The organism is Desemzia sp. FAM 23990, assembly GCF_045528485.1.
GTDB lineage: Bacteria > Bacillota > Bacilli > Lactobacillales > Carnobacteriaceae > Desemzia.
Genome location: NZ_JBGQQW010000015.1, coordinates 1 through 18,809, shown reverse-complemented (window position 1 = coordinate 18,809; position 18,809 = coordinate 1). Strand labels below are relative to the sequence as shown.

Here is an 18,809-nt window from a genome sequence, read left to right as displayed (position 1 = left end):
ATGAGTGGAGATACACTACAGATTTTTAGTGAGTTCTTAGGAACCATGATCTTAGTTTTACTCGGTGACGGAGTATGCGCGGCCGTCAACTTGAAAAAAAGTAAAGCTGAGGCAGCAGGATGGGTTGCTATTGCTCTTGGATGGGGAGCAGCCGTAACAATCGCTGTTTACGTTTCAGGAACTATGGGACCAGCTCACTTAAACCCAGCTGTAACAGTTGGTATGGCAATTATTGGTAATTTAGATTGGGCATTGGTTGTGCCGTTTATTTTAGCACAATTAGTGGGAGCTTTCGTAGGAGCAGCTTTAGTTTGGTTAAGCTACTTACCGCATTTCAAAGAAACAGAAGATCAAGGTTACATTCTTGGAACTTTTGCAACAGGTCCAGCTATCCGTAACAACGTCAGCAACGTCTTGACAGAAACGATCGGTACATTCGTATTGGTATTCGGTATCATGATGTTCGGACAAAACACTTTTGCTGATGGTTTAAACCCATTAGTAGTTGGAGTATTAATCCTTTCAATTGGTCTATCTCTAGGTGGATCAACAGGATACGCTATCAACCCTGCACGTGACTTAGGTCCGCGTATTGCACATCAATTGTTGCCAATCGCGAACAAAGGTAAATCTGAATGGGATTACTCATGGATTCCAGTAGTAGGACCAATCTTAGGAGCAGTTGTTGCTGCTTTACTATATATGGTTATTCTATAGAAGAAATATAGCAATTAGATGAACTAAAACGAACCACATACTTGAGCATAATCAGTGCGCAAGTATGTGGTTCTTTTGTATTTTTATATACTATTTTGTGTATTTTCAGCATGCAATATACTGAAAATTGAGTAATATTCAAAATGTTTTTAAAATAACGTATATTCCTAGATAATTCATAGCTTTATGAGTTTGCGCTCTAAAACCGTATTTCTTCAACATTTGTAAAGAGTTTCTTTTTTCACCCATTTGGTGCGTGAAAAAAGAACACCTTTCTGTTAATGTAGATTTGACGAAAATACAAAACAGAGGTGTTCTATATGTCAAATTTACGCGATAATCGACTAAGTTTCAATAAAAATGTTCAAATTTCCTCAAAAAGTGAAAAGCTATCTTCCCATGGCGGATTGATTTTGGTTCGTGAGTTCCTCGAAAAAATTCAGTTTAATAAATTAGTGAAGAAAAATGTGCATTTTGAAGACAAGCGGAAATTCTTTACCCATTCAAAGAACACAACGTTTCTTCAGGTACTGTATCAACTCATTTCAGGTTATAAGTCGGATAGCGCAGCCAATGCCTTGCGGCATGATCCCGTTTTTAAGCTCATCTTAGATGAACAAGAAGGCAGTTCACAGCCAACTATCTCTCGGTTCTTTTCAGAATCGACAGAAAAAAATTTAGATGAATTGAATGACTTGACACAAGCCTTAATCAAGCTGTTTCATGAATCTCAAGCTACACAAGAAATGGTTTTAGATTTAGATTCTACTCATTCTGATACATTTGGTAACCAAGAGTCTACTGATTATAATGCTCATTATGGGACAACTGGCTACCATCCATTGCTTGCTTTTGATGGACTTACAGGTCTTTTTCTTGGAGCTAAGCTGCGTTCTGGAAACCAATATACCTCAAAAGGTGTCGGTTCTTTTGTCCGTGATTTACTAGATTCCTATAAAGACCGTACAACTGAGTTAAATATTCTGGTACGTGGAGACAGCGGATTTGCCACACCTGAAGTTTATGAACTAGCAGACGATTACTCCGTTCAATTTGTGATCCGGCTAAAAGCTAATACGAAACTTCAAACGATTGCAGAACATCTGATCACCTATGGTGATGATACGAATTGGGAAGAAACAGAAGTTCAGTACTTTAACATCGATTATCAAGCAAAATCATGGAAGAAACCTCAAAGAGTAGTGATAAAATCGACACGCGATGGATTGCTTTTTCGCCATGAATTTGTGACAACTAATCTTTCTACTGTTATTCGCAATGACCAAGTGTTTAAGATGTACCAAAACCGTGGGACTATGGAAAACTTTATTAAAGAAATCAAGTCAGGCTTCTATTTTGATAAAACAGATAGTTCTGCGTTTTTGACGAATGCCATCCGGATGACTATTAGCGGAATTGCTTATGATCTTATTCAGTTAATGAAATACTTAGTATTTCCAAAAACAGAAATAAAATCTCTTATCGATACCATTCGTTTTCGGTTCATTAAGGTTGCTTCTCGACTGACACATCATGCTCGTCGAGTTCAAATCCAATTCAGTTGTGCAAATGTGTATGACAAAGAGTTTGAAACGATTCTTCAGAATTTAACTTACCTATGATTCGAGTGTTAAATCGATAATTTTAAAAATTATTCAAAAAAACAAGGGGAAAGTGCGCTCTTTTTTAGTAGAAATGAACTTTTCTTTTCTTCCGTTAGGAAGGAATCTAATCGATTTGTAAAAAAGAAAGAAACATTTCAGTTTCGCCTAATTTTTTGATAAAAATGTCCCTGTATAAAAATCTATGAATGATTCAGGTATATTCTAGTTGATATAAGAATAATCTTCTGGGATAATCTGCCTATGTAAAAAGCTGTAATTTTAACATTTTGTACATAAAGTAGGAGGAAAAATGTGTTATAGTGATAAAGAATGTTATTAAAATTGGTATAGAAAATTGATAATGTTTAATTATACTTTGGCTAATCGCCGTTCAGGAGGAAATCATGGAAGAAGAAATTAGTTTAGTTGAGCTGTTTGATGTTATAAAAAAACGAATGAGCATGATTGTGAGCTTAGGTCTAATCGGGTTGATCATTGCTTCAGTATTCACTTTTTTTATTGTCACACCACAGTACAGTGCGACTACGCAAATATTGGTTAATCGTACCACTGAATCTGCAGAAGGCATTCAGTTAAACGACATTAATACTAATGTTCAAATGATTAATACATATAAAGATATTATCAAAGGACCGGTTATCTTAGACGAAGTTAGTCAAAATTTAAAGACTAACTTAACTAAAGGTGAACTAGCAGAGAAAATCCAAATTATAACACAAGATAATTCACAAGTTTTTTCATTAACAGTAACAGATGAAAGTCCTTATGATGCGGCTGAAATTGCCAATTCTGTGGCGAGTACTTTCCAAAACGAAATTGGAAATATTATGAACGTAGATAATGTAACTATTATTTCTGAAGCAATTGCTAATACAAGTCCTGTTTCACCAAACACTCCTTTAAACTTGGTCATTGGACTCTTATTGGGATCAATGGTTGGAGTCGGCTTAGCATTTGTCTTTGAATTTTTAGACAAAACTGTTAAAGATGAAAAATTCATCTCGGAACAACTGGGATGGACAAATCTTGGGAAAGTTTCTGAAATGTCTGAAGACGAGTTGAAATCAGAACAACAAATACCACAGCGCAATACAGAAACGCGCAGTGCAAGAAGCCGTGTATAGAAGGAGGATATGAAATGTTTGGGATGAAAAAGAAACCACAAGCAACAAAAGAACGTCCAGGTTTAGTTGTTTCGAGTAAACCTAATTCAGTTGTCTCTGAGCAATTCCGTACTATTAGGACAAATATCCAGTTTTCAATGGTAGATGAAAACTTGAAAAGCTTAGTCATTACTTCAGCAGGTCCGGGATCGGGGAAATCAATTATATCCGCTAATTTAGCCGCAACGTTTGCTTCAGAAGACAAAAGAGTACTCTTAGTAGACGCTGACTTGCGTAAGCCGACCGTACACAAAACATTCCGTGTCCGCAACAATGATGGACTAACTACCTTATTAACAGACCGTGGGACGAGAATTGAAGATATGGTTTATCGCACTAACATTGAAGGTTTATATACCTTAACAAGTGGAGCTGTACCGCCGAATCCGGCTGAACTCTTAGGCTCTAAGCGAATGGACGAGTTAATGAAAGCATTGGAAGAAGAGTTTGATTTTATTGTTTATGATATGCCTCAGGTTCTTGCAGTAACCGACGCGCAAGTTATGGCTAGCAAAGCAGACGGCACCATTTTTGTATTACCAAAAGGTCAAGCAACTAAAGAAGAAGTCCTTAAATCAAAAGAGTTATTAGAAATGGTGAATGCCAATGTTTTAGGAGCTATTTTCAACAGAGTAGAAAAAGCAAGTGATAGCTATTATTACTATTACGGAGAAGAATAGATAGCAACTATCATACAGGAGGCAAAAAAATGAATCCACACTACCTTTTTAGCAGGTGATTAAAAATTGCAGATTCATTTTTTGTTTTATATTCAGTATAAAATACGGAGGAGGAGAGATTAAGTGATAAATCGCAAAATGAAGCGGAGAGTACTGCTAGCGTTTGATACATTTGCTATCTTAGCTTCTAGTATTCTTTCTTACATATTTTTAGAACCTTATATTTCGTTATTAACAAGAGATTTTTGGATTGCCCTCGGTCTAAGTTTGGTGTTTTACTTGTTCTTTGCCTTGCGTTTCCACCTTTTTTTCAAAATCAATCGCTACACGAGTATTCGAGAAACATTTAATCATATGGCAGCAGTTACGTTAGCTTTTTTTGTAGCTTCATTGATATCCGTACCGTTCGTAGAATCCATTAGTCTTCGCTTCATGTTATTGACATACCTATTTTCTGTAGCACTTATTCCAGGAAGTCGGATTATTTGGCGGATTTATAACGAACATCAACAAAAATTAAAAGAACTGTCTGTTCATGGCGAAGTCACTCAAAAAGTACGAACTTTGATTGTAGGAGCAGGACAAGGTGGCAGTTTGTTTATCAAAAGTCTGCAACGACATGACTTTGAAGTGGAACTGATTGGAATAATAGATGATGATTCAGCCAAAGAGCGTATGACTCTTTATGGAGTGCCAGTTATTGGAAAGGTAGAAGATATTCCAGAACTGGTCAAACTTCACGAAATCGAACAAATTACGGTAGCTATTCCTTCACTTTCGCCGCAAGACTTGAATGACATTGTTGAAGTTTGTGCTAAAACAAACGCTAAAGTGAATCAAATGCCTTCAGTAGAAGAAGTAGTTTTAGGCAAGTATGAAGTTAACAAGTTTAAAGAAATTGAGGTTGTCGATTTATTAGGCCGTGAAGAAGTAAAATTAGATATGGAGACTATAGCTGAAAACCTGTCTGGTCAAACTGTTCTCGTGAGTGGAGCTGGTGGTTCAATTGGATCAGAAATCTGTCGCCAAATTATCCGATTCTCACCAAAACGTATTATATTATTAGGTCATGGAGAAAACTCCATTTATTTAATCCATAAAGAACTATTGAATTTACATACCGACACAGAAATTATTCCCATCATAGCAGATATTCAAGATCGTGAACGGATTTTTAAAGTAATGGAACAGTATAAACCAGATCGTGTTTACCATGCTGCCGCTCATAAACATGTTCCATTGATGGAATACAATCCTACAGAATCCGTAAAGAATAACATTTATGGAACGAAAAATATGGCTGAAGCTGCTAAAGCAGCCAATGTAAACAGTTTTGTAATGGTTTCTACTGATAAAGCTGTTAACCCACCTAATGTAATGGGTTCTACTAAACGAATTGCTGAAATGATTGTTACTGGACTGAATGAAGAAGGTAAAACCAACTTTGTAGCGGTTCGTTTCGGAAATGTATTAGGCAGCCGCGGAAGTGTCATCCCATTGTTTAAAGAACAAATTAAAAACGGCGGACCAATTACCGTTACGGACTCTAGAATGACACGTTACTTCATGACGATTCCAGAAGCTAGTCGTTTGGTGCTTCAAGCAGGAGCGCTAGCAAAAGGCGGAGAGATTTTTGTTTTAGATATGGGCGAACCGGTCAAAATTATTAATCTAGCTAAAAAAATGATCAAGCTTAGCGGCTATACAGAAAAGGAAATTCCTATTGTAGAAGCTGGTATCAGACCAGGTGAAAAATTGTATGAAGAACTTCTCGCCGGTAGTGAGCACACGGATCAAAAAGTCTATGATAAAATTTTTGTTGGTAAAGTAAATAACTTACCTTTAGCCGAAGTGATGCATTTTGTTCACAGTCTAGAACAGTATAATGATGAACAACTTAAAGTGAAATTAGTAGATTTTGCCAATGGACGTTATTCAATGGAGAAAGAAGAAGCGCTAAAGGACTCAAGCGAAACGAGTGAAGATTTAGTATTTGTTTAACAATTCAATAAAAAGCTTTAATCCAGCAAAGTAAAGGATTGAAGCTTTTTATTTTTAAGAGGATTAAAGGAGGAGACAATAGAGTGGAGTATAGAAAAGTGAAAAGAGTCTTAGACATTCTGTTATCTGTTTTAGGGCTGATTGTATTATCGCCTGTTTTTCTGTTATTGATCATCGCTATAAAATTGGACTCTAAAGGACCTATACTGTTCAGACAAAAAAGAGTTGGTTTACATAAGAAACACTTTTATATCTTGAAATTTCGTACAATGCGGATAGATACTCCGAAAGATACTCCAACCCATCTATTGGTAAACCCTGATCAGTGGATTACTCGAGTAGGGAAGTTTCTACGGAAAACGTCATTGGACGAACTTCCTCAGATTTTAAACATCATTAAAGGGGACATGAGTATTATTGGTCCTCGCCCTGCTTTATGGAATCAATATGATTTGATTGCTGAAAGGGACAAATATAATGCCAATAATGTTTATCCAGGACTGACAGGCTGGGCACAAATCAACGGTAGAGACGAGTTACCTATTGAGAAGAAGGCTTTCTTGGATGGAGAATATGTACAGAAAATGAGTTTTCTCTTTGATGTGAAGTGTTTTGTAGGAACCGTTATCAGTGTAGTAAAAAACGATGGTGTTGTTGAAGGCGGTACAGGAAACTTAACCCAAAAAGAGGTGTACAAGCATGACTAAAAAAATACTAATCACTGGTAAAAATAGTTATGTTGGCAATCAATTAGCAGACTGGCTAAACAAAGAACCTGAAAAATACACTGTAGTAAAAGAATCGGTTCGTGACGGCAAGTGGAAAGAAATTGATTTTTCAGTTTTTGACGTGGTAGTTCATGTTGCGGGTATAGCACATCAAGATACAAAAAAAGATCAAGAAGAGCTGTATTATAAAGTGAATACTAATTTAACGATTGATATTGCAACGAAGGCTAAAGCAGAAGGCGTCCAACAATTTATTTTTATGAGCAGTATGATTGTGTATGGAGGAAGCAGTAGAATTGGCGAGACTAAAGTCATTACAAAAGAAACTACACCTGACCCGGTTAATTTTTATGGGAACAGCAAACTCTTAGCAGAAAATGGAATACTACCTTTACAATCAGAGGACTTCAACATCGCTGTTATACGTCCACCAATGATTTATGGGAAAGATTCAAAGGGAAATTATCCTATTTTGGCTAAGTTTGCTAAAATATCGCCAATTTTTCCAGACATTGACAATCAACGTAGTATGTTACATATCGATAATTTAACAGAACTGATTCGATTAATAATTGATGACCAAGAAAAAGGAATCTTTTTCCCTCAAAATAAAGAGTATGTTAAAACTGCTGAAATGGTTAAACTTATTGCAAAAGTAAATGGGAAAAAAATACAACTCACTAAATTATTTAATCCATTATTAAATAAACTTGGAAGCAATCTTCCGGTAGTTAATAAAGTGTTTGGAAATTTATTGTATGATAAAGAGTTATCAAAATACAAAAGAACTTATACGATAAACAATTTGGAAGAATCTATAAGGATTACAGAGAATGCAGGAGGGAAATAAAATGAAAAAACATATATTAGTTATTTCACAGTATTTCTTTCCTGAGCAATTTAGAATTAACGATATGTGTGAAGAATGGGTTAATCGTGGGTACAAGGTAACAGTGGTTACTGGTATACCGAATTATCCTAAAGGTAAGTTTTACGAGGGATATGGGGTTCTTAAAAAGACTAGAGAAAACTATAAGGGAATAGACATTATTCGTTTACCTATTGTACCAAGAGGAAATAACTCAATAATGTTAATCTTGAACTACCTCTCTTTTGTAGTCTCTGGTTTCTTTTGGAAAGTTTTTACCAAAGTAAAAGCAGATCAAGTCTTTATCTTTGAGGTCTCACCTATGACACAAGCTTTACCAGGTGTTTGGTATGCTAAAAAGAACAAGATTTCTTGCTTTCTATACGTTCAAGACCTGTGGCCTGAGAATGTAGAAATTATTACAGGTATAAAAAATAAGGCTATTATTGGTGTAATTGGGAAAATGGTGGATTATATCTATAAAAATTGTACAAAAATTTTTACTACTTCACAGAGTTTTAAGAAATCCATTAATGAACGGCAAGTGCCTATTGAAAAAATTGAATACTGGCCTCAATACGCAGAAGAGTTTTATCAACCATTAAAAAAAACGGGTACTGATGAAACAGCAGATGATATTTTTAATATTGTCTTTGCTGGGAATATAGGAAATGCTCAAGGATTAGACATATTACCCCGAACAGCTAAAATTTTAAAAAGTAGAATGAATGAGAAGCAAGTCCGATTCAATATTATTGGAGAAGGCCGATATAAAAATACTCTTATTAACACTGTGGACAAGTACGATGTAAGCAATATGTTTAACTTCATAGACAAACAACCGGCAGAAAAAATACCAGAATTCATGGCAAAGAATGATGCGGCGTTTATTTGTTTAACAGATAGTCCATTATTTAAGATGACTATTCCAGCAAAATTACAATCTTATATGGCCTGTGGTATTTCAATTGTTGCTTCTGCTGGGGGAGAAACCAGTAATGTTATAGAAGAAGCAAACGCTGGCTTAACCGCACCGCCAGGGGATGAAGAGAAACTTGCTGAAGCAATTTTAATTATGCTAACCAAGCCAAAAAATGAAGTTAGGGAATTAGGAAAAAATGCTAAAAAATATTCTGATTCTCATTTTAACAAAAAAGTGTTGATGGATCAGATGGAAATACACTTTGAGAATTGCGAAGAATCGGAGGGAATTTATAATGTTTGAAAATAAAACTTTACTAATAACAGGTGGAACAGGTTCTTTTGGGAATGCTGTTTTAAAGGGGTTTCTAGATAGTGATATTAAAGAAATTCGTATTTTTTCAAGAGATGAAAAAAAACAAGATGACATGAGAAAAAAATACAACAGTCCCAAAATCAAGTACTTTATCGGTGATGTAAGAGATATAAATAGTGTGAGAAATGCAATGTACAATGTGGATTATGTGTTTCACTCCGCAGCATTAAAACAAGTTCCGTCATGTGAGTTTTTCCCAATGGAAGCTGTGAAAACAAATGTGATTGGAACAGACAATGTTCTGAATGCAGCAATCGAAGCTGGAGTGAAGAAAGTTATTTGTCTATCAACTGACAAGGCTGCATATCCAATTAACGCTATGGGAACATCTAAAGCTATGATGGAAAAAGTTTTTGTGGCTAAATCTCGGAATGTTGATGCAGATCAAACCCTGATATGTGGTACAAGATATGGAAACGTTATGGCTTCACGAGGAAGCGTAATACCATTATTTGTGGAACAGTTAAAAACAGGTCAGCCTCTTACAGTTACTGAAGGCAGTATGACTCGCTTTATGATGAGTTTAGAAGAAGCTGTTGATTTAGTTATTTTCGCCTTTCAAAATGCAGAGCAAGGGGATATCATGGTTCAAAAAGCACCTGCTAGCACCATCGATACCTTAGTAGCGGCACTACAAAAGATTTTCAATACTAATGTACCTGTGGAAGTTATTGGAATGAGACATGGAGAAAAGATGTATGAATCATTATTAACAAAAGAAGAAGCAGCACATGCTATTGATATGGGTGGGTTTTACCGAGTACCTTCAGATAAAAGAGACTTGAATTATGGTAAGTTCTTTGAAGAAGGAAACAAAGAAGCTGTACATATTGATGAATACAACTCAGATAACACTCACCAACTTACAGTAGATGAATTAGTTGAGAAATTAATGAAATTAGACTATATCCAAGAAGAATTGGCTAATTGGAGGGTTCATAGTGAAAATATTAGTAACGGGATCTAAAGGGTTTATTGGGAAAAACCTAGTAGCTGAATTAACTAATTTAGGTTACAGAGACATTCTGCACTTTAATAGAGATACAGAACCGGGCCTTTTAGATAGTTATACAAAAAAATGCGACTTTGTATTCCACCTTGCTGGAATAAATAGACCTGAAAAAGAAGAAGAGTTTATGGAAGGTAACGCAAATCTTACTTCTCAATTACTTGATTCTTTGAAAAAAAATAATAATACTTCTCCTGTTTTAATGACGTCTTCTATACAGGCTGAAAAAGATAACCCGTATGGAGAAAGCAAACTTGCTGGTGAAGAACTTGTGTTTAATTATGGAAAAGAAACTGAGGCACAAGTCTATGTTTATCGTTTGGCCAATGTCTTCGGAAAATGGAGTAAGCCTAATTATAATACGGTAGTAGCAACTTATTGTCATAACATTGCTAGAAACCTAGAGATACAAGTCAATAATCCAGATGCTCAATTAACTCTTTGCTATATCGATGATGCCATAAAAGAGTTCATATCAATTCTAAATAGTCCAAAACAGACAAATGACGGGAAATATTATAAAGTATCTAAAGAATATCAAATTACTCTAGATAGACTTGCTGAAACAATTAAGAGTTTTAAAGAGAGCCGCACGAATTTAATGGTTCCTAACATGGGAGATGAATTAACCAAAAAACTCTATAGTACTTATCTAAGTTTCATACCGGAAGATGAGTTTTCTTATGATTTAAAAATGAATGTGGATCAACGTGGTTCATTTACAGAGTTTTTAAAAACATCTGATAGAGGACAAGTCTCAATTAATGTATCTAAACCAGGGATTACTAAAGGTAACCATTGGCATCATACTAAAAATGAAAAATTTCTAGTTGTGAGTGGACAAGGTCAAATTCGATTTAGAAAATTAGACACAAGTGAAATCATTGAATACAACGTCAGTGGAGAAAAACTTGAAGTTGTAGACATACCAACAGGATATACACATTCTATTGTTAATACTGGAGAAACGGACTTAGTAACAGTAATGTGGGCAAATGAATTATTTGACCAAGGTAATCCTGATACTTATTATGCGGAGGTTTAAAATGAAAAAACTAAAAGTAATGACTGTAGTAGGTACAAGACCCGAAATTATAAGATTATCTGCGGTTATTAACAAATTAGAAGAATCAGAAGCAATTGAACATATCTTAGTGCACACAGGACAAAATTACGACTATGAGCTAAATGAAGTATTCTTTGAGGACTTCCATTTAAGAAAGCCGGATTATTTTTTAAATGCAGCAACAGGAACAGCAATGGAAACGATTGGTAATATTCTAATGAAAATTGATCCTGTTTTAGAAGAAGTAAGACCTGAGGCTTTCTTAGTTTTAGGAGATACTAATAGTTGTCTATGTGCAATTGCTGCTAAAAAACGACATATTCCTATTTTTCATATGGAGGCTGGGAATCGGTGTTTTGATCAAAGAGTACCTGAGGAAACAAACCGAAAAATCGTTGATCATGTGTCGGATATTAATCTAACTTATAGCAGTATTGCACGTGAATACTTGTTAGCCGAAGGACTTCCCGCAGATAGAATTATTAAAACAGGAAGTCCAATGTATGAAGTATTACAATCACGCAAAGAAGATATAAAAAAATCCAACGTCTTAGAACGACTTAAACTTGAACAAGGACAATATTTCGTTATTTCTGCTCATCGCGATGAGAATATCAATTCAGAGAAGAACTTTAATGGTTTAGTGGAGAGCTTAAATGCTATTGCTGAAAAGTATGAATTGCCAGTTATCGTAAGTACCCATCCACGTACAAGAAAAATGATTGAAGAAAAAGGTATAACTTTTAATAAAAAAGTTCAGTTAATGAAGCCTTTAGGATTTAATGATTATAATCATTTACAACTACACGCTAGAGCCGTATTAAGTGATAGTGGAACTATCAGTGAAGAATCCTCTATTTTAGGATTTAAAGCTTTGAATATTCGAGAAGCACATGAGCGTCCTGAAGCGATGGAAGAAGCATCCGTGATATTGGTTGGCTTGAGTAAGGAGAGAATACTTCAAGGGCTTAATGTTTTAGAGTTTCAGGAACAGGGTACACTGAGAATGGTAGAGGATTATAGTATGCCTAATGTAGCTGAAAAAGTTCTCCGTATTATATTATCATATACAAATTATATAAATAGAGTTGTCTGGGAGAAATAAAGCATGAAGATAATGGTTTTTGATGTTCCAGCAGAGAGTGGTGGGGCGCTAACAGTATTAAATCAATATTATGATACTGCACTCAAAGATATAAATAATGAGTGGTTTTTTGTTATCAGTACTCCGCAGTTAAAGGAGTATGGAAACGTAAAAGTCCTAAGATACCCGTGGATTAAGAAGAGTTGGTTTCACAGATTATTTTTTGATCGATTTGTAGCCTCTAAATTAGCACGGAAGTATAATGTTGATGAGGTTTTATCCTTGCAAAATGTAGTTGTACCGCGTATTAAAGTAAAGCAAACGCTATACTTACATCAATCTTTGCCTTTTGCAGAGAAAAGATACAAATTAAATGAAAACTTCAAATTTTGGGTTTATCAAAATGTTATTGGCAAATTGATTTTTAAGTCAATAAAACAAGCAGATAAAGTAATTGTGCAAACTAAATGGATTAGGGACGCAGCAATCAAAAAAACAGGTGTTAAAAAAGAAAAATTCATAGTGAAGCATCCAAAATTAAATCTTACAGTAAAAAAAATATACTCTATGGAAGAAAAAGATAGCAAGTTATTTTTTTATCCTGCTAGTGGAATGGATTATAAAAACCATAGGATTATAGTAGGGGCCTGCAAAAAATTAATGCATGAAGGAATAAACAATTATAATATCATTTTTACCCTAGAAGGTAATGAAAATGAAGAGATAAAAAAGTTATACGAGATTTCAAAACACAATAACTTTCCTATACAATTCGTAGGTTCACTCAATATTAATGAGGTGTATGAATACTATTCGAAATCTACACTTGTATTTCCTTCATATATTGAAACTTTTGGATTGCCATTATTAGAAGCTAGGAGACATAATACACCAATTCTTGCATCAGATTGTGCATTTTCTCATGAAGTCCTAGATGGGTATAATCGAGTGGAGTTTTTTGATCCGTTTGACGAAACAGATTTATCTTTAAAAATGCAAAATAGTTTAAAGATGAATGTAATTTAAAAGTTTAAATGAAAGAGAGGCTTTAAATTGTGAAGATAGTGCATATCGCATTATGTGGCCCAGTGACAGATAACTGGACATACCAAGATAACCTATTACCTAAATATCATAAAAAAAATGGAAATGATGTTGTAATGATAACATCAAAATTTATATACAATTCAAAAGGAAATATAACTACTGACACTAGAGAAATATATAACAATGAAAACGATATAAAGACAATTAGACTAAAAACATCTAAAGATAAACCCATTCACTTTAGATTTAAAAAATATATTGGTTTACTTGCGGCACTCAAAGAAGAAGTACCTGATATTATTTTTGTCCACGGCGTTCAATTTTTAGATATAAAGACGATTGTTGAATATCTAAAGGCAAATCCAAGTACAAAAGTGTTTGTTGATAATCATGCAGATTTTTCCAATAGCGCTCGAAACTTATTATCAAAAAACTTCTTACATAAGATTGTATGGAAGAGATGTGCTCATTTGATTGAACCATACACAACAAAGTTTTTTGGTGTCCTCCCTGCAAGAGTAAGCTTTTTAATCGATGTATATAAGATTCCAAAAGAAAAAGTTGAATTATTAGTTATGGGTGCTGATGATGAGGAAGTTGAAGAAGCAAATAAACCAGAAATTAGAAGAGGTATCAGAAATAAATATGGTATAGAGGAAAATGATTTTTTAATAATGACAGGCGGAAAAATTGATAATGCTAAAAAGCAGACATTAATGCTTATGCAGGCAATAAAAGATTTACCAGATGAAAGAGTAAAACTGATAGTCTTTGGATCGGTGATACCAGAATTACAAGCGGAAGTTAATGAATTAATAGAGGAGAAAAAAATCCAATATATTGGATGGATAGAATCGGAAGAAAGTTATAAATACTTTGCTGCAGCTGATTTAGTAGTGTTTCCTGGAAGACACTCTGTATTATGGGAACAAGTCGTTGGGCAAGGAATACCTATAGTTGTAAAATGGTGGGATGGGACCACTCATATTGACCTTGGTGGAAATTGTCTCTTTTTGTATGAGGATACAATAAGTGAATTAAAACGAACGATAAATGAAGTTATTAATAATAAAAATACTTATCTTCAGATGAAAAATAGCGCAAACAGTAAAAAAAAGAATGTCTTTATGTACTCCAATATTGCGGAAAAAAGTATAGAGCTGTAGCTGAAAGGAGAATATCATGAAACGTGTATGCTTTTTAATGTCATCGGTTTCGAGCTCTGGGGGCATCCAAAGATCAGTTTCTTTAGTATCAAAGGGACTAAATGAAAAAAATAAAAAAATATCAATTGTTTCTTTATTTAAAGATAAAAAAACTTTTTATGAGTTTGGAGAAAACAGTCAGATTATCAAAGGGAACTTAACTAAAAATAATGATTTAAAAAAAAATTTTATAAAAGTATATCGTGAAACTAATATGATACTCTCTAAAGTAGAATTTGATGTTTTAATAATAGAAAGTTTAGGGTTAGTTCCTTTTGTTAGCAAAAAAATCTTAGATAGCAAGAAGATTATTGTAGTAGATCATACTGGTAGACAAAATTTTAGTAGATTTGGGTTATCAAACCTTGGGTTGTTAATCAGTAAGAAGTATGCAGATGTTTTAGTCGTTCTAACTAAAAAAAATTATGAAGAATATAATGGTTATTTTTTAAATTCAAATTGTCAGCTAGAGTTAATACCTAATCCATTAGATCCTAGAATTATTTCACATAATTATAACAAGAATTCTAAAAAAATCTGTTTTGTAGGGAGACTAAGTAGAGAAAAAGGTCCTGATTTATTGATTGAAGCAATAAATGAATTAAATAGTAAAACTTTATTTAATAATTGGACACTTGATATGTATGGAACTGGAGCAGAATATAGAGGTTTGAAGGAACAAATAATTAAATATAACTTAGAAAAGAAGGTTTTTTTGAAAGGAGAAAACAAAGAAATTTATAAATTGTATAATCAATATTCATTTTTAGTGGTTCCTTCTAGATTTGAATCATTTGGGCTTGTTATTATCGAAGCCATGAAATCTAGACTTCCTGTTGTATCATTTAATGCTCCTTATGGACCAAAGCAATTAATAAGTGATGGCACTAATGGAATTTTGGTTGAAAGAGAAAACGTAAAAAAATTAGCTGACTCGATATACAAACTAATGAGTGATAGAGAACTTAGAGTTTCTTTTTCGAATAAATCGAATCTGACTTTGAAAGATTTCGAATATCATAACGTTATAAAAAAGTGGAAAGTCATAATAGGTGAATAAACATGAGAATAGCTTTTATTAGTAGATATGGAAGCAATAATTTAGGTGATCAATTAATAGTTAGAGAGTTTGAAGAATTATTAAACTCATTCTCAGACAATCTTTTACGTTTTGATAACAGTTTAAATTACTATAATAGCTTTGAAGAAGCATTTGACACAGAGAAAAAATCAAATAGTAATAGCGGGAAACCGTCAGTCATAAAAGAAATTTATAAAAAGTACTTTAGAAAAAATAAATATATAGCAACTTTGCGTAATCAAATTAATAAAAGAAGAGCAATGAATAATCCAAATTTATTAGAATTTGAAAAGAAACTTCAAAATATAGATTTATTAATTATAGGTGGAGGTAATGCCATATATGATTTAGAAAAACATTCTGACTCCGCGTTTTATTATAAAATTATTTTTGATATTGTTAAAAAAACGAACATACCTATATTCATGATTGGTGTAGGGATAGGACCATTTATGACTCTTAAACAAAGAGATAAAACAATTAACGTTCTAAAGTCTGTAGATTACATTACGGTGAGAGATAAAAAATCTTTTGAAGCAATTAAGGACTTAAATAAAGATACGAAAAAAGTATTTCAAACCATTGATCCTGTATTGTTTTTAGAGAATAATCAGACTAATGTTATTAATGATGTGTTTGGGATTTCAGTTATGGATATAAGATTGAGTGAGTATTCGGAAAGTGATTATAGTCAGTATTTAAATCAATTAGCGCATATAACCCGTCAATTAATTAACTCAGGATTCAGTGTAGATTTATTTTGTTCAGAAACTGCTGACTTAATTGCTTTAAAAGACCTACAAAAATTATTAAATAAAGAAGCAAATTTACCTGGTAAAATTAGTTTTTACAATGAAGTTAGTTTATTAACACTCAGAGAAGTATATAATAGAATTGATTTTTTATTGGGTACCAGAATGCATACTTTAATTATAGCTTTTTCCCAGAATATTCCATTTATTGGAATAAATTGGCAAACTAAAGTTCGGGAATTTTCAAAGATTGTGGAATTAGATAATTATGTGTTGTCAATGGAGCATTTTTTGAAAAATATTAATATGTCTTTTGAATTAATAAATAAACTAATAGTAAACTATGATTTAATCAAAGAAAAAAATGCCCACACAAAAAAAGAGTTAGAAAAAGAATTAGATATTAATTCTGAGATTATTCGTACTTTAATTAATAGTAAGCAATAAATTTAGATATAATGTTTAAAGAAAGAACTTCGAAACAATAAGACTCAAACTCTTTAATCTGATATATTTTAAGTTAGTTAAGTAGTTATAATTACATAGAAATTTAATATTTTTTATCTAAAAAAACTTAATTTTCTTATGTTTTAAACAAAATTTTATGATTATTTATTTTAAAAGTAATGCATTCGCTTAAGCTGTTTATCTCTGAAATAGTTTGGTTTTACAATTACTGTATAGGAATTGTATTGCAAGACTTATGTAAAAAAAATTAAGGGTGTTCCTATGATATATTATGTATTCTTATTTCTTGAATTTTTATACCCATCTTTTAATAATGTTTTTGATTTACCTTACTCTAGTACTGTCTATAGGACGCTGCTATTAGTCCTGTCTGTTCTAGTTACAATTATGTTTGCCAAATTTGTTCTAAAAAGAAATACATCCACTAAGTTTATTCTTATTATTTTTACAACTCTTCTTATTTCAATTTTTATTGGCTTAACTATTAGTAAATATAATAAGCTTAGTTATGTAGCCTTAGTTAATTATTCGACATTTATTTTAAGAACAATTCCTTCTGTTTTCATAGTTCCTATATTATTAGAAAAATCAAAAAACTGGCACCTTCAAAAAATTAAAATTTTATACTTTTTCACCGGTTTTTCTTTGCTACTTTTTATTATAAGAAATATTACGACTACATTTCATTGGGCTACAATTAATTATGGAGGCATAAACTATAACGATTTTACTTTTGTTAGTGCAATTAACATTTTATTTGGAATAGTATTGATTGAAAATAAAATTAAAACTAAAACACTAAGTCGTACACTTTTCTTTGTTTTATTAATATTATTACTATCTTTCGCTACTTTATTTTTATCCGCTGGAAGATCTGGAATAATAAGCGCTATAATGATTGTAGTGATATTTATTTTTAGAAATTTTATAAATTTCAGAATTAAAATTTCGAAATTTATCTTAAGTAGTTTTTTGATTGTAGTCATTTTTATATTCTTTTCACTTCTCTCAAGAAACAGCAAATTCGAATTAGTAAGTGCTGGATTGGAGAGGGCTGTAGGCTTTATAAATTTAGGGAACACTGGTCCATTAATAAATTGGTCAAACACTTCTAGTAGATTACCTATTTATCAGGATTCTCTTAAATTATTTTTTGAGAGACCTATACTAGGCCATGGAATAGGATCGGTTTATATGATTCACCCAACAGCATATTTTTCTCATAATATTTTTTTAGATTTATTAATTGAAGGTGGGATTATGCTATTAATAATCTTTATATTAATAATTTTTAAATCATTATTGAATTATAAGAAGTACGAAGTTACGTTCCATTCGGAAATGTCTTTGTATGTGTTGGTACTTACATTTATTAAGCTCTTCACGGGAAGTAATTACCTTGTAGAGCCGTTGTTCTTTTGTTCGATTGTAATGTTATTAATGTCAGGCCACAAATATAAACTTAATGAGTCGAAAAACTAATTAAATGTCATGTTGATTGTAAGTTAGATATCTAAAAAATGTCGTTGAATCCTAAAACTGTATTTCTAATCAATAAATCGTAAGAACGATTATGGATGATGTGTACCAGTTTAACTCTAATAATGTTTAATGACAGGGTGTTGTCTTCATTGGAAAATTGTTGTTTTTAAATTGCGAACTTATGTCCAGTGTTTTATAGTGTGTTACTTTTCTAAGCAAAAAAAGTTATACACTTCTTAGTTACTTTAAAGAATATAAAAAAACAAGGAATATTTCAATAAGAATAACATCCTCTATTAAAAGAATGTAGCGTTTACTTAATAATAATTCTATAAAAAACTTGATTTCAGATGACGCACAAGTGACATCTGAAATCAAGTATTATTTTATTATAGATCAATACAGTGTTTTAATTAATGTCTACTGAATAATAAACTATGCTTATTCTGCTGCCTTTTACAACTAATGATTGATATAATAGATGCAAGGGTTTTTATAGGATGTTAAACAAAACCTTGCACTTTTACTGAAATGAG

The 18,809-nt window shown here is 32.6% G+C and carries 16 protein-coding genes; all 16 read left to right on the top strand.

Going from position 1 to position 18,809, the window contains the following annotated elements:
- The 16 genes from ACEN4I_RS07365 (at position 1) to ACEN4I_RS07290 (ending at position 18,273) form a co-directional block, all read left to right on the top strand.
- The gene (locus tag ACEN4I_RS07365; RefSeq protein WP_407096250.1) at positions 1-717 is read left to right on the top strand and encodes an MIP/aquaporin family protein; all 717 of its coding nucleotides are present in this window, start codon (positions 1-3) and stop codon (positions 715-717) included.
- Between the two features lie 320 nt (positions 718-1,037).
- Complete coding sequence (locus ACEN4I_RS07360) at positions 1,038-2,339, top strand: IS1380 family transposase (RefSeq protein ID WP_087059323.1); 1,302 nt, start codon at positions 1,038-1,040, stop codon at positions 2,337-2,339.
- Between the two features lie 386 nt (positions 2,340-2,725).
- Positions 2,726-3,466, top strand: a complete 741-nt coding sequence (locus ACEN4I_RS07355) for a YveK family protein (protein ID WP_407127688.1) — start codon at positions 2,726-2,728, stop codon at positions 3,464-3,466.
- A 14-nt stretch (positions 3,467-3,480) separates the two neighbouring features.
- Complete coding sequence (locus ACEN4I_RS07350) at positions 3,481-4,185, top strand: CpsD/CapB family tyrosine-protein kinase (protein WP_407127686.1); 705 nt, start codon at positions 3,481-3,483, stop codon at positions 4,183-4,185.
- A 126-nt stretch (positions 4,186-4,311) separates the two neighbouring features.
- A complete protein-coding gene (locus ACEN4I_RS07345) occupies positions 4,312-6,186 on the top strand; it encodes a polysaccharide biosynthesis protein (protein ID WP_407127694.1) in 1,875 nt (624 codons plus the stop codon).
- Between the two features lie 83 nt (positions 6,187-6,269).
- Positions 6,270-6,893: a sugar transferase gene (locus ACEN4I_RS07340; protein ID WP_407127684.1), complete on the top strand. Its 624-nt coding sequence runs from the start codon at positions 6,270-6,272 to the stop codon at positions 6,891-6,893.
- Positions 6,886-7,764 (top strand): NAD-dependent epimerase/dehydratase family protein, encoded by an 879-nt coding sequence (locus tag ACEN4I_RS07335; RefSeq protein WP_407127682.1) that lies wholly within the window; start codon positions 6,886-6,888, stop codon positions 7,762-7,764. Before ACEN4I_RS07340 ends, ACEN4I_RS07335 begins: the two co-directional genes overlap by 8 nt.
- A 1-nt stretch (position 7,765) precedes the next feature.
- Positions 7,766-9,007: a glycosyltransferase family 4 protein gene (locus ACEN4I_RS07330; protein ID WP_407127680.1), complete on the top strand. Its 1,242-nt coding sequence runs from the start codon at positions 7,766-7,768 to the stop codon at positions 9,005-9,007.
- Positions 9,000-10,046 carry a polysaccharide biosynthesis protein gene (locus ACEN4I_RS07325; protein WP_407127678.1) on the top strand — a complete coding sequence of 349 codons (1,047 nt, stop codon included), beginning with the start codon at positions 9,000-9,002 and terminating at the stop codon, positions 10,044-10,046. Before ACEN4I_RS07330 ends, ACEN4I_RS07325 begins: the two co-directional genes overlap by 8 nt.
- On the top strand, positions 10,021-11,133 hold the full coding sequence (locus tag ACEN4I_RS07320) for an NAD-dependent epimerase/dehydratase family protein (RefSeq protein ID WP_407127676.1): 1,113 nt from the start codon (positions 10,021-10,023) through the stop codon (positions 11,131-11,133). Before ACEN4I_RS07325 ends, ACEN4I_RS07320 begins: the two co-directional genes overlap by 26 nt.
- 1 nt (position 11,134) lies before the next feature.
- A complete protein-coding gene (gene wecB / locus ACEN4I_RS07315; protein WP_407127674.1) occupies positions 11,135-12,259 on the top strand; it encodes a non-hydrolyzing UDP-N-acetylglucosamine 2-epimerase in 1,125 nt (374 codons plus the stop codon).
- 3 nt (positions 12,260-12,262) lie between these two features.
- Positions 12,263-13,264 carry a glycosyltransferase gene (locus ACEN4I_RS07310; protein WP_407127672.1) on the top strand — a complete coding sequence of 334 codons (1,002 nt, stop codon included), beginning with the start codon at positions 12,263-12,265 and terminating at the stop codon, positions 13,262-13,264.
- Positions 13,265-13,293: 29 nt separating this feature from the next.
- Positions 13,294-14,451 (top strand): glycosyltransferase, encoded by a 1,158-nt coding sequence (locus ACEN4I_RS07305; protein ID WP_407127670.1) that lies wholly within the window; start codon positions 13,294-13,296, stop codon positions 14,449-14,451.
- A gap of 16 nt (positions 14,452-14,467) precedes the next feature.
- A complete protein-coding gene (locus ACEN4I_RS07300; protein ID WP_407127668.1) occupies positions 14,468-15,550 on the top strand; it encodes a glycosyltransferase in 1,083 nt (360 codons plus the stop codon).
- 2 nt (positions 15,551-15,552) lie between these two features.
- Positions 15,553-16,770: a polysaccharide pyruvyl transferase family protein gene (locus tag ACEN4I_RS07295; protein ID WP_407127666.1), complete on the top strand. Its 1,218-nt coding sequence runs from the start codon at positions 15,553-15,555 to the stop codon at positions 16,768-16,770.
- A gap of 282 nt (positions 16,771-17,052) precedes the next feature.
- Positions 17,053-18,273, top strand: coding sequence for an O-antigen ligase family protein (locus ACEN4I_RS07290; protein WP_407127664.1), 1,221 nt, complete (start codon positions 17,053-17,055; stop codon positions 18,271-18,273).
- Positions 18,274-18,809 lie beyond the last annotated feature (536 nt).

Bases quoted from the DNA above. Each gene is read 5' to 3' on its own strand.
- ACEN4I_RS07365 (WP_407096250.1), top strand. From the start codon at position 1: ATGAGTGGAGATACACTACAGATTTTTAGTGAGTTCTTAGGAACCATG.
- ACEN4I_RS07360 (WP_087059323.1), top strand. From the start codon at position 1,038: ATGTCAAATTTACGCGATAATCGACTAAGTTTCAATAAAAATGTTCAA.
- ACEN4I_RS07355 (WP_407127688.1), top strand. From the start codon at position 2,726: ATGGAAGAAGAAATTAGTTTAGTTGAGCTGTTTGATGTTATAAAAAAA.
- ACEN4I_RS07350 (WP_407127686.1), top strand. From the start codon at position 3,481: ATGTTTGGGATGAAAAAGAAACCACAAGCAACAAAAGAACGTCCAGGT.
- ACEN4I_RS07335 (WP_407127682.1), top strand. From the start codon at position 6,886: ATGACTAAAAAAATACTAATCACTGGTAAAAATAGTTATGTTGGCAAT.
- ACEN4I_RS07330 (WP_407127680.1), top strand. From the start codon at position 7,766: ATGAAAAAACATATATTAGTTATTTCACAGTATTTCTTTCCTGAGCAA.
- ACEN4I_RS07325 (WP_407127678.1), top strand. From the start codon at position 9,000: ATGTTTGAAAATAAAACTTTACTAATAACAGGTGGAACAGGTTCTTTT.
- wecB (WP_407127674.1), top strand. From the start codon at position 11,135: ATGAAAAAACTAAAAGTAATGACTGTAGTAGGTACAAGACCCGAAATT.
- ACEN4I_RS07310 (WP_407127672.1), top strand. From the start codon at position 12,263: ATGAAGATAATGGTTTTTGATGTTCCAGCAGAGAGTGGTGGGGCGCTA.
- ACEN4I_RS07300 (WP_407127668.1), top strand. From the start codon at position 14,468: ATGAAACGTGTATGCTTTTTAATGTCATCGGTTTCGAGCTCTGGGGGC.
- ACEN4I_RS07295 (WP_407127666.1), top strand. From the start codon at position 15,553: ATGAGAATAGCTTTTATTAGTAGATATGGAAGCAATAATTTAGGTGAT.
- ACEN4I_RS07290 (WP_407127664.1), top strand. From the start codon at position 17,053: ATGATATATTATGTATTCTTATTTCTTGAATTTTTATACCCATCTTTT.